Source organism: Phenylobacterium sp., from assembly GCF_044372605.1.
In the GTDB taxonomy this organism is placed as follows: Bacteria; Pseudomonadota; Alphaproteobacteria; order Caulobacterales; family Caulobacteraceae; genus Phenylobacterium.
This window is the reverse complement of sequence record NZ_JBILRO010000089.1, coordinates 1-11,788: the sequence shown is the minus strand read 5'-3', so window position 1 is coordinate 11,788 and position 11,788 is coordinate 1. Positions and strand designations below refer to the sequence as shown.

General features: G+C 67.3%; 9 protein-coding genes. 3 read left to right on the top strand and 6 right to left on the bottom strand.

What is annotated here, in order from left to right:
* Positions 1-10 precede the first annotated feature (10 nt).
* The 3 genes from ACIQ42_RS09235 to ACIQ42_RS09225 all read right to left on the bottom strand — a co-directional run bounded on the left by ACIQ42_RS09235 (position 11) and on the right by ACIQ42_RS09225 (position 5,533).
* Entirely contained in the window at positions 11-1,252 is a 1,242-nt protein-coding gene (locus ACIQ42_RS09235; RefSeq protein ID WP_397421909.1) for an LLM class flavin-dependent oxidoreductase, read from the bottom strand.
* A gap of 121 nt (positions 1,253-1,373) precedes the next feature.
* On the bottom strand, positions 1,374-4,451 hold the full coding sequence (locus ACIQ42_RS09230) for an efflux RND transporter permease subunit (RefSeq protein ID WP_397421908.1): 3,078 nt from the start codon (positions 4,449-4,451) through the stop codon (positions 1,374-1,376).
* Complete coding sequence (locus ACIQ42_RS09225) at positions 4,448-5,533, bottom strand: efflux RND transporter periplasmic adaptor subunit (protein WP_397421907.1); 1,086 nt, start codon at positions 5,531-5,533, stop codon at positions 4,448-4,450. Before ACIQ42_RS09225 ends, ACIQ42_RS09230 begins: the two co-directional genes overlap by 4 nt.
* 92 nt (positions 5,534-5,625) lie before the next feature.
* Between ACIQ42_RS09225 and ACIQ42_RS09220 the strand changes: the two genes are divergently transcribed.
* Together ACIQ42_RS09220 and pyrC are read left to right on the top strand one after the other, a co-directional pair.
* A complete protein-coding gene (locus tag ACIQ42_RS09220) occupies positions 5,626-6,270 on the top strand; it encodes a TetR/AcrR family transcriptional regulator (RefSeq protein WP_397421906.1) in 645 nt (214 codons plus the stop codon).
* A gap of 70 nt (positions 6,271-6,340) precedes the next feature.
* On the top strand, positions 6,341-7,423 hold the full coding sequence (gene pyrC, locus ACIQ42_RS09215; RefSeq protein WP_397421905.1) for a dihydroorotase: 1,083 nt from the start codon (positions 6,341-6,343) through the stop codon (positions 7,421-7,423).
* 12 nt (positions 7,424-7,435) lie between these two features.
* Here the strand turns inward: pyrC and ACIQ42_RS09210 are convergent, their stop codons facing one another.
* Entirely contained in the window at positions 7,436-9,460 is a 2,025-nt protein-coding gene (locus ACIQ42_RS09210; RefSeq protein ID WP_397421904.1) for a TonB-dependent receptor, read from the bottom strand.
* 148 nt (positions 9,461-9,608) lie between these two features.
* Between ACIQ42_RS09210 and nikR the strand changes: the two genes are divergently transcribed.
* Entirely contained in the window at positions 9,609-10,082 is a 474-nt protein-coding gene (nikR, locus tag ACIQ42_RS09205) for a nickel-responsive transcriptional regulator NikR (RefSeq protein ID WP_397421903.1), read from the top strand.
* A 53-nt stretch (positions 10,083-10,135) separates the two neighbouring features.
* Here the strand turns inward: nikR and rpoH are convergent, their stop codons facing one another.
* Together rpoH and ACIQ42_RS09195 are read right to left on the bottom strand one after the other, a co-directional pair.
* Positions 10,136-11,023, bottom strand: coding sequence for an RNA polymerase sigma factor RpoH (gene rpoH, locus ACIQ42_RS09200; protein WP_397400370.1), 888 nt, complete (start codon positions 11,021-11,023; stop codon positions 10,136-10,138).
* Between the two features lie 226 nt (positions 11,024-11,249).
* Positions 11,250-11,788, bottom strand: a 539-nt coding sequence (locus tag ACIQ42_RS09195) for an RluA family pseudouridine synthase (RefSeq protein WP_397421902.1), incomplete at its 5' end; no start/stop codon positions are given.

Below are 11,788 nucleotides of genomic sequence, written 5' to 3'. Positions count from 1 at the left end.
CGTAAGGCCCCTACTCGCCGGCTTCCGCCGCCGCCTTGTCGAGGTCCGGCGCGTTGGGGGAGTTCAGCGCCGCACCCGCCTGCATGCCGGCCTTCAGCGCCGCTGCGGCGCCCTCGTGCGACATGATCTTGCTCAGCACGGCTTGTCCCGCGCGCTCGAACCATTCGCGGTTTTCGATCACGTACTGGCGTGAGGTGCGGTAGCCTTCCAGCAGGCCCTGGACCTCCGGGATCACGTAACGCGCCACCAGGTCCCAGCTCCTGGCGGTGTTTTCGCGGTTGGCCCAGTCGTGGGCGAAGCCCAGCACCGTGCCGAAGCCGCCGGCGGACGTCGACAGCTTGCGGATCGCGGCCACCAGATCATCCGGCGTGCCGATCACCGAGGCGGCGCCGTCGACAAAGGCGGTCTGATCGACCGCTTCGTCGGGCGACTTGAAGGGCAAGGCGCCCGGCCGCATCAGGGTGCCGACGGTGTATTCATTGTGCCAGTGCATCAGGCCCTTGCCCGCCTGGGCGCGGGCTTCCTCGCGGGTTTCGGCGATGTGCCAGCTCATCAGCACCCGCCAGTTGGCGCGATCCACGGTCTTGCCCGACCTGGCCGCCGCCTGCTCGGCGAAGCCCCACTGGGTCGGCAGCGCCGCCAGGCCCGCGTCGGAGTTGGAACCGATCGACAGAACGCCCATGCCGTACTTGCCGGCCAGGGTCATGCCGGACGGGCTGATCGACGAGGCGGTCACCATGGGCATCTCTTCCTGCAGGGGGAAGAGCTGCAGGCGGGCGTCCTGAAGGGTGAACCAGTCGCTCTTGTGGCTGACCCGCTCGCCGGCGAACAGGCGCTGGATCACGCCGATGGCCTCGTCCTGGCGGTCGCGCTGGGTCATGGGATCGATCCCCAGCATATGGGCGTCCGACGGCAGGGCACCGGGACCCGTGCCGAAGATCACCCGTCCGCCGGTCATGTGATCCAGCTGCACCATGCGCTGGGCGATGGTGAAGGGGTGGTGATAGGGCAGCGAGACCACGCCGGTGCCCAGGCGGATGCGGTGGGTGTGTTCCCCCACCGCGGCCAGGAACATCTCGGGTGAGGCGATCATCTCCCAGCCGGTGGAGTGGTGCTCGCCGACCCAGAACTCGTCGTAGCCGAGGGCGTCCAGCTGGGCGGCAAACTTGATGTCATTGCGCATCTGCAGCATCGGGTGCTCGCCGATCGGGTGATGCGGGGCGAGGAATGCGCCGAACTTCATGCGGGCCATCTGGGGTCTCCGGAGTGAGCGATCTCTTCTTGCACGCTGAGCGGCATAGCCCAATGACCCGGCGGCGCCGCCACAGTTTTTCTGCAAGGCCGGCTGCCGAGTTTCCGCCGGGCCGCGGCCCCTACGCTGGTGACAGCGCAGGCTCCGACGTTTCCGCCGCCTCGTGCCGGCTGATCAGCCAGTAGGTCACTGGCGTCGCCACCCGCGACAGGAACGTCGACGTCACCAGCCCGCCCATGATCGCAATGGCCAGCGGCGAGTAGAGGCCGGACCGCTCAAGCGCGAGCGGCAACAGCCCGAGGATCGCCGTCACCGAGGTCAGCAACACGGGCAGGAACCGCACCTCGCCCGCCTTCTCGATGGCCTCACGCAGCGGCACGCCCTCTCGGCGCAACTGCTCGGTGAAGTCCACCAGCAGGATCGAGTTCTTCACCTCGATCCCGATCAGCGCGATCAGGCCGATGGTGGCGGTGAACGACAGGGAATTGCCGGTCAGCCAAAGCGCCGCCACCGCGCCGAACAGGCCCAGCGGGATCACGCCGGCCACCACCAGCGCCGTTCGGAACTTGCCGAACTCCAGAACCAGAACCGCCAGAATGCCAAAGATCGCGATCAGGATCGCCGCGCCCAGGCCGGAGAAACTTTCAGACTGCGCCTCGGCCTCGCCGCCCAGACTGAGCGCATAGCCGGGGGGCAGGTCCAGCGCCTTGTCCAGCCGCGCCTTCGCGTCTGCGGTGACCGCGGAGGTCAGAAAGCCCGTCCCGACCTCACTGGTCACCGTTACGGTTCGTACGCGGTCGAACCTGGTGATCCGCGCCGGGCTGGACTGGAAGCGCGGGGTGGCGATGGCGCCCAGCTGCGCCGCCTCGCCGCCCGTCGTGGGCACATAGATGTCTTCCAGCGCTGAGAGCTCGTTCCGTTCGCCCATGGGCAGGCGCACCCGCACGGCATAGTCGTCGCCGTCGGGATCACGGAAGCGGGCGGTCTCCTCGCCGGAGAGCGCCAGTCGGGCCAGGCGGCGCGGAGCGCCGGCCGCCACGCCCATGGCGGCAGCCTTGCCCTCGTCCACCCCGAGATTGAGATCCGTACGCTCCACGCTCAGTGGATTGTTCACGTCGCGGGCGCCGGGCGTGGCCTTCAGGGTCTGCTCGGCGCGCGCCGCCAGCGCCTTGAGCACGCCCATATCCTCGCCGCTGATACGCACGGCGATCGGGGCCTCGACCGGCGGACCGTTGACGAAGGTGATCAGGCTGATCCGGATCCCGGGGTAGAGCGCGAACTCCTGGCGCAACCGATCAAAGAGCGCCGGGGTCTCGTCCGGCTTCCAGGCGTCGAGCGAAGCGAACACCTCCGCATAGCTGGACCGGGGCTGGCCCTGGCTCTGGTTATAGAAGATCTGCGGATTGCCCCGCCCCAGGTTGGCGGCCGTCCAGCGAACTTCCGGCTCGCGCGCCAACCTGTCCTCGACATAGCGCAGCGCCTGGTCGGTGCGGGACATCGACGTGCCTTCCGGAGTCTCGATGCGGACCAGGAACTGCGGTGTCTCGGCCGGCGGGAACAGGCTGGACCCGATAGCCCCCAGCATCGGCACGGTCGTTGCGCAGATGACGGTGATGATCCCCATGGCCAGCCATGGCCGGGCCAGCGCGCGATGCAGGATCGGGCTGTAGATCCGGTGGATACCCCCGCTCACAGCGCGCAGTATGGCGTTTCCTTCCGGGTCCTCGTGGCGTGACAGCATCCGGCTGGCGAGGAACGGAATGATGGTCAGGGACACCAGCAACGAGGCGCCCACGGTGCAGAGGACGGTCACAGGCAGTGAGCGGATATAGGACCCGGCTCCACCCGGCAGCGCCAGCAACGGCAGGAAGGCCAGCATCAGCGTCGCCGTGCAGCCGATCACCGCCAGCGAGATCTGCCGCGTCGCCTGGATCGCGGCGGTCGTTCGATCGAGGCCCATCCGCAGGTGACGCGCGATGTTCTCGGTCACCACGATAGAGTCGTCGACCAGCAGCCCCAGGGAGAGCACGAACCCGGCGATCGAGAGCTGGTTCACGGTAAAGCCGAGGATCTGGAGCGTGGCGAGCCCGATCAACAGCGACAGCGGGATCGAGACCATCACCACCGCTGATGCTCGCAGACCGAGCGGCAACAGCGTGATCAGCACCAGCCCGAGCGCGATGCCGAAATCCCGGAACAGATTGCCCAGCCGATGCTCGACGTTTCGCGACTGGAAGAAGCCACGCTCCAGCTTCACGCCCCCCGGCAGCGTCTTTTCGAACTCGGCCAGCTGGGCCTCGACGCCCTTGGTGATCTTGCCCACGTCGGCGCCGTCCTTCTGCGCGACGGTGACGAAGACCGCACGACGGCCGTTGAAGCGGGTGACATGCTGGGATTCCTGTTCGGCCCACTGAACCTGGGCCACATCACGAACCCGCACCACCTGGCCGTCGACCTCACGCACGGGCGTGGCGGCAACATCCTCCACGTCGCGAAAGGCGCCGCCGGATTTTACGTTGAAGCGCCGCTCCCCCGCATGGACTGCGCCGATGGGGGCGTCCGCGCCGGCCGCCCTCAGCGCGTCGGCGACCGCGGTGGCGGGCAGCCTCAGTTCGGCCAGTCGCGCCAGATCCAGCGAGACGCGCAGCTCCGACGGCGCCGCCCCCCAATACTCCGCCTTGCGCACGCCCGGCACCCGGTCCAGCCGCTCGCGCAGCCGGTCGGCGACCTTCTCGAGGCGGCGCATGGGCATGCTGTCGCTGACCAGGGCCACTTGAATCACCGCCACTTCGGTGGTGCGCGCGCGCTGGACCTGAAGCTGGGTCAGGCCCTGCGGCAGGGTTCCGCGCAGGGCGTTCACCTCACGCACGACCTCGTCATATTTCCGGTCGACGTCCACGTCCCAGGTGAAGTCGATATTGATGATCGCCGCGCCGTCGGTGCTTGTGGAGGTGATGTTGTCCACATCATCAAGGCCGGACAGGGCGTCCTCGATGGGATCGGCGACCAGCTGTTCCAGTTCCGCCGGTTCCGCGCCGGGCAGGACGGCGCGCACGATCATGGTCGGGATCGGAAAGTGCGGGTCTTCCGAGCGTGGCGTCGTCAGGAACGCGCTGACGCCCAGCATGGTCAGCAGGGCGAACGCCACCAGGGTGAATTGCCAGCGGCGGACCGAGAACGTGGCGATGTCGAAGGTCATTTTGCAGGCGCCGCGGCGGTCGTCAGCCGGGTGGGATCAACCACCCTCACCTTTTCGCCGTCGCCCACGAATCCGGCCCCGGCGGTGATCAACTGCGCGCCGGGCGGCAGGCCGCCCACCAGGGCGAAGTCGCCTTCAAAGCCGGTGAAGGTCACGCTGCGGCGACGCGCGATCGAGGTTCCGGGTTCGACCATCAGCACCGTGGCGGCGCGGCCCCGGGCCTCCAGGATCGCCTCCGCCGGCAGCCGGACAAGGCCCGTCGCCGCCGTCGTCGTCGCGCCCCCCGCCTCAATGCGAGCGGTCGCGATCTGGCCGCTTCGGAGCCCGGCCGTGTTCGGCAGCTCGATCTCGATATCGACAGCGCCGGTCCGCGCGCCGGCGCTCTGACCCACCCGCGTCACCCGCCCCGTCAACGCCGACGGAAGGCCCTCCAGCTGCACCTGCGCCCGGGCCCCCACCTGGATGCGCGCGGCGTCGCGATCCGGCATCGGCGCGCGCAGAACAAACGGACTGGTCTCATCGGCCACCCGAACCACGGCCTGACCGGGCTGAACCACCTCGCCGCCCTGACCGTTGCGCGCCAGCACCACGCCGCTCACCGGCGACACCAGCCTGGCCCATCGCCGATCAAAGGCGGTGGCGTTATAGGCGGCCTGGGCCGACTTCACCGCACTGGCCCGATCGTCCAGCCGCGCCCGGCTTACAAACCCCTGGTCGAAGAGTTTCTGGTCGCGGGCCAGATCCCGCCGCACACGCTCAAGGTCGGCGGCCGCACGCTGTTCGGACGCGGCCACAGTGGCGGGATCCAGTGTGGCCAGTACCTGCCCGGCCCGGACGCGGTCACCTGCCTCGACGCTCACCCGCGTCATCACCCCGGGGATCCGGAACGACAGATCCATCTCGCGGCGCCGCTCGATCCGCCCTGTCGACTGAACCGTTCCGTCCAGACGCGCAGCGCCCACAGTGACGGCCTCTACGGCGGGCGACGGAACCGCCTGGGCCGGCGTCTTCGGGCCACTGCATCCCGCGATCAGCAGAACCGCCAGGAGACTTGTCAGCAGTACAGGGCGCGGTCTGATCACGGGCTTGCCGATTGTCTATCATTGATAAGTGATCGATGATCGGTAATCTGTCGGAATTGTCAAGCCATCCCGGATCGTGAAAGGAGCACGGCATGCCAGGAACGCTCCATCGTTCGCCCCGCAAGGCCAAGGGTGCTGGCGCCGAGCGTCGCGAGGAGATCCTTGCCGCCGCGCTGCGGCTGTTTGGCGAGTACGGACTCTACGGCGTCTCCACGCGCCAGATCGCCCAGGCCGTGGGCGTGTCGCAGCCGACGCTCTATGCCTACTTCGCCTCGAAGGACGAGATCGCTGCTGAGCTCCACGCCCGCGCGTTTCACGAGCTTGAGGCGCGGCTGAAGCTGGGCGTGCGGGATGCCGACACGCCCGAGGCGGTCGCAGCGGGCCTTCGCATCTACGTCGACTTCGGCCTTGAGAATCCGGATGCCTATCGCGTGGCCTTCATGATCGAGGACCCGCACGGGCGCGTGGCGGTCGCGGGGCCGGTGGATGAGTCGGACGTGTCGGTCCCCGGCCATACAGCGTTCGACATTCTTCGCCGGATGATCGCCGACCTGCACGCGCGCGGGCTGGGCGCCGGAGATGACCCCGAACGCATGGCGCAATCGATCTGGGCCGGGATGCATGGGCTGGTGTCGCTGCTGATCGCGCGCCCGGGCTTCCCCTGGGCAGAGCGCGAGGCTCTGGTGGCGGGACACGTGCGGATGCTGGCCGCCATGGCGATGCGGCGGGACCGATAGAGCCAAACCGCTTTACGCCGCCGTCGAAGTATAAGAAGCGATCCTGCACCGACCCACCAGGATCTGCCCGATGACCACCCTGATCGCCCCGGCTTCGGAAGCCGCCATTACCCGGCTGGTGATCCGCCGCCCCGACGACTGGCATTTGCACCTGCGCGATGGTGAGGTGCTGGCTTCGGTGGTCGACCACACGGCCCGCCAGTTCGCGCGCGCCATCGTCATGCCCAACCTGGTCCCGCCGGTGACGACCGTGGCCGCCGCAGAAGCCTACCGCGCCCGCATCCTGGCCGCCGTCTCGCCGGGGCTGGATTTCACCCCGTTGATGACCTGCTATCTCACCGACGGCATGGATCCGCAGGAGGTCGAGACCGGCTTCGCCGCCGGGGTCTTCACCGCCTGCAAGCTCTATCCGGCCCACGCCACCACCAATTCGAGCCACGGCGTCACCGACATCCGTAACATCTACCGCGTGCTGGAGACGATGCAGCGGATCGGCATGCCCCTGCTGATCCACGGGGAGGTGACGGACGCCCACGTCGACATCTTTGACCGCGAGGCGGTGTTCATCGAACGCATCCTGACCCAGGTGGTGGCCGACTTCCCGGGGCTGAAGATCGTCTTCGAGCACATCACCACGGCCGAGGCGGTGGATTTCGTCAAGGCCAGCGGCCCCAATATCGCCGCCACGATCACGCCGCACCATCTGGCCATCAACCGCAACGCCATGTTCCAGGGCGGCATCCGCCCGCACCTCTACTGCCTGCCCATCGTCAAGCGCGAACGCCACCAGCTGGCGCTGCGGGCCGCGGCCACCTCGGGATCGCCGAAGTTCTTCCTGGGCACCGATTCCGCTCCTCACGCCGTTCAGGACAAGGAAGCCGCCTGCGGCTGCGCCGGCATCTTCAACGCCCCCTTCGCCCTCGAAAGCTATGCCGTGACCTTCGAGGAGGAAGGCGCGCTCCACCACCTCGAAGGCTTCGCCTCCGAGCACGGCCCGCGCTTCTACGGCCTGCCGCTCAATGACGGGAAAGTGGCTCTGGAACGCGTTGAGTGCGTCGTGCCGGACGCGGTCCGGGCCGGCCCCAACGCCGTTGTCCCGTTCCACGCGGGCGAGACGCTGCCGTGGAAGTTCGTGGGGTCGGTCGGCGCTTGAGGCCTCACGCCTTCAGAAGGCGTATCGGACCGTCACTCTCAGCTGACGCGGCTCCAGCGGGTGGAAGTGGATGTCGTCTACTCCCTCCGCAGGCTCGCCGGGCAACCGTGAGGCGTAGAAATAGGTGATGTCATTATCCCGGCTGTCCAGCAGGTTCAGCACATCCAGCGAAATCACGGTCGGCCCGAACGTATAGGCATAGGCCAGATTGACGACGGTGGATGAACTGGACCGGGCGGAGTTGTCCTCGATCAACGGCGCGGGCCCGAGCCGGCGCAGCGTGACCTGGGCGACGCTGTCAGGGTTGACGCGAACCGTCGCGCCGGCGGTCACCACGTACTCCAGGGCATTCGGGATACGGTCGCCGCCCGGCGGATCTCCCCGATAGCGCGCGCGTGTCGTTGCGCCTGAGAAATCGAGGTTGATCCCCGGGCGCGGCGACCAGCTGAGCAGGAATTCCGCGCCAAGCCGATCGGTCTCGTCCGTACTTTCGGTTTCACCCGCGTCACCCACATAGACCAGCTCCGACGCCAGCCGGAGGGCCCAGATCGAGAGGCTGGCCTTCAGGGCGCCGGTCTCATAGCGCAGGCCTGCCTCGACGCCGTCAGCGGCCGAAAACAACGGCACCCGGTCGACGGCGGTCAGGGCGACAGGCGCCACCGTCTGCACCGCGCCGCGCGCGTCGTTTGAGTGGTACCCGCGTCCGGCATCGGCATAGAGCTCGACCGACGGCGAAAGGCGCCAGGCCAGCGTCAGCTTCGGGCTGAAGAGGGCGTCGGTGGCATGGCCGGAGTTGGCGCGGTTGTCAGAGTTCACATCCACATGGATGGCGTCGCCGCGCAGACCAAGGGTGGCGCGAAGCGGACCGGAACTCCAGCTGGCCTGGCCCCAAAGCGCGGCCGAGGCCTCGCGGACCTCGTCCTGTCGATCCGTCGACATGCGCTGACGCGCGCGGGTGCGGTAGAGACCCACCTTGCCGATGTCGTCCAGCCGGGCCTCGGCGCCTGCGCGGAACGACCAGTCGGACTGGGCTGGACGCCAGGTCCGATAGCCGGATGCGCCCACGATCCATCGATCCTCGGCCTGTTCGAACTGGTCGCCATTGGCGGGGTCGACGAGGAAGTAGGTGAAGTTGGACCAGAGGTTGAGGCTGTAGCGCTGGAGATAGACGACCGTATCGCTTTCGCTGTCCGGATGGCGTCGCGCGGAGACGATGAAACGGCTGGTCTTGCCGCCATCCGTGGTGTCCACGGTTCCCAGGCGCGAAAGCTGCCCGGATGCGACGGCCCGGGCCGGGATCTGGTCCGTTGAGTTCCACCGGGCGTCGTAGGCCAGGGCCGAGATCGACCAGTCGCCGACGCCGAAACGGCCGAAGAGACTGCCTTTCCGGAGATTTTCGTCACGATCCCACGGCCCCCTGGACGTCGTCAGGTCCAGGCCGACAAGGCCTTCGCCTACATTCAGGCCCGCCACGAGACGTCCAAACCCGGTTTCACCACCCTGGGCCTGAAGGAAGTTTTGAGGCAGCGACGGGAAGGTTCGGAATGCCGCCGAGCCGGCGGCGGAAAAGTCACCGGCTTCAGCGAAATAGGGACCTTTGCGGTAGTCGATGGTCTGGACCAGCTCGGGGGTGACGCCGTTGACATCCAGATAGCCCTGACCGTGGGCATGGGTCCGCAGGTTCAGCGGGACACCGTCCAGCGAGATCGAGAAGTCGGTACCGTGGTCGAGGTTGAAACCCCGAAGGAAGTACTGATTGGCCTTGCCTGTTCCGGAGTGCTGGGACACCGCCAGCCCCGGCACCACCTCTGCCAGTTCGCCCGGCCTCAACAGCGGGCGGTTGGCGAAGGCGCCATAGGAGACCTGGCCCTCGCTGGCCGAGGCCGCGGCGCCTATCCTGCCTTCGCGTTTCCCCCAGACGTAGACCTCGGCCACCTCCGAAGGCACCGTGGCGACGGGGGCATCCTCGACCGCAGCGGTCGCAAGGCCGGGTACAAAAAGCGCGATCACCCAGACCAATCGTCCGACACGCAACATTGGCAGAACTCCCTTTGCAAGGGCTGTAGGCGTCACCGTTCGTAGGAACTCTGCGCCCGAATTTCCTACGATCAGTCAGCGCTCCCAGATAACAGGGGCGTTGGCAAGTCTCGCGTCCGCCCTCACAGTCGCCGGATCAGGAGACCCCATGCAGCGTGTGACCATTTCCCTCGATGAATCCCTGGCCGAAGCCTTCGATCTGGTCGCCGCCGAACAGGGCTACAGCAGTCGCTCCGAGGCTGTTCGCGATCTCGTGCGCAAGGCGATTGCGGCGCGGCGGGACCAGACTGACGAGGGCGAATGTGTGGCCAACCTTTCCTACGTGTACAATCACGGTGTCCGTTCGCTGGCGCAGAGGCTCACGGAGATCAGCCATGCTCACCACGACCTGATCATCGCGACCGTCCACATTCATCTCGATCACGACCACTGCCTGGAAAGCACCATGCTGAAGGGCGCCAAGGCGCGAGTGCGTGCGCTCGCCGACGCAATTCGCGCCGAGCGGGGTGTCCGGTTTGGAGACCTCAACCTGATCGCCATCGAACCCAACGCGCATGGCGAGGCGCTCACCCACGATCATGGTCATGGTGAGCACAATCACCTGACGCCAGAACCCGGATAGCAAAAAGGCGGCCGGATCAATCCGGCCGCCTCGTCTGGCTTGGCAGGCTGCCCCTACGCCTCGATCAGGTGCTTCTCCAGCGCCGCCGCCCGCATCGACTTCTGCAGCTTTTCAAACGCCCGCACCTCGATCTGGCGGACCCGTTCGCGGCTGACGCCGTAGTGGCCGGCGAGGTCTTCCAGGGTGGTGGGTTCGTCCTTCAGGCGGCGCTCGGTCAGGATGTGGCGTTCGCGGTCCGTGAGTTCGGTCATGGCGGCACCCAGCAGGTCCATGCGGACGCTGTTTTCCTGGGCGTCAGCGACCACGGTTTCCTGGCTGGGGGTCTTGTCATCGACCAGCCAGTCCTGCCACTCGCTCTCGCTGTCGGCGCGCATCGGCGAGTTCAGCGAGGCGTCGCCGCCCGCCAGCCGCCGGTTCATCGAGATCACTTCCTCGTCCAGCACGCCCAGCTTGGTGGCGATGGTCGTCACCTGATCCGGGCGCAGGTCGCCCTCCTGCAGGGCGGCGATCTCGCTCTTCACCTTGCGCAGGTTGAAGAACAGCTTCTTCTGCGCCGCCGTCGTGCCCATCTTCACCAGCGACCACGAGCGCAGGATGTATTCCTGGATCGAGGCGCGGATCCACCACATGGCGTAGGTCGCCAGGCGGAAGCCCTTGTCCGGGTCGAACTTCTTGACGGCCTGCATCAGGCCGACGTTGCCCTCGGAGATCACCTCGCCGATCGGCAGGCCGTAGCCGCGATAGCCCATGGCGATCTTGGCCACGAGACGCAGGTGGCTCGTCACCATGCGGTGGGCGGCCTTCGGGTCCTCGTGCTCCTGCCAGGCCTTGGCGAGCATGAACTCCTCGTCCTTGGCCAGCATCGGAAACTTCCGGATCTCGGTCAGATACCGGCTCAGTCCGCCTTCCGGCGACATCACGGCGATCGCATTTGCGGCCATGGTCTTATCCCCTCGTTTTGTCGGACATACGGGCCGATGCGCGGTCTGCGCGCTTCGACGTCTCGCCCCCTCTAACCCCTATGTAGGCATCGGGTTGCGCGGGCGGAAGGTCGCGGGGAGGAACGACCCGAAAGTCCGACTTCTGAAGTCAGGAATATCCCCGGAAATGGGGCGCCTTCAAGGCAGGCTTTCTTGGGGTGACGATAGGGAAGCTGAGGGCGGATTTTCACAAGGCCTCCAGAAGTTGCTCCAGCTGCGCCATGTCCGCCGGCAGCGGGCTTTCGAACCGCAGCGTCTCGCCGGTCACCGGGTGCACAAACCCCAGCACGGCGGCGTGCAGGGCCTGGCGCGTCAGGCCCACCTCGTCCATCGCCGCGCGCACCGTGGCCGAAGGTCCGCCGGAGCCATAGACCGGGTCGCCCAGGCAGGGCGTGCCGCGCGAGGCCAGATGGACGCGGATCTGGTGCGTGCGACCGGTCTCGAGCCGGCATTCCAGCCGGGCGGCCAGCGGCTTGTCCGGCGGCCCGAAAGTACTCGCTACCTTGTAATGCGTGATAGCGTGGCGTCCGCCGGACTTCACCAGCGCCATCTTCTTGCGATCATGGGAGGACCGCGCGATGGCCCCCTCGATCGTCCCCGTGTGGGGCCAGGGCGCACCCCGGGTAAACGCAACATAGACACGCTCGATATTGTGAATAGCAAACAGACTGGAAAGTCCCTGGTGGGCCGCATCGGTCTTGGCCGCGACCACGACGCCCGAGGTCT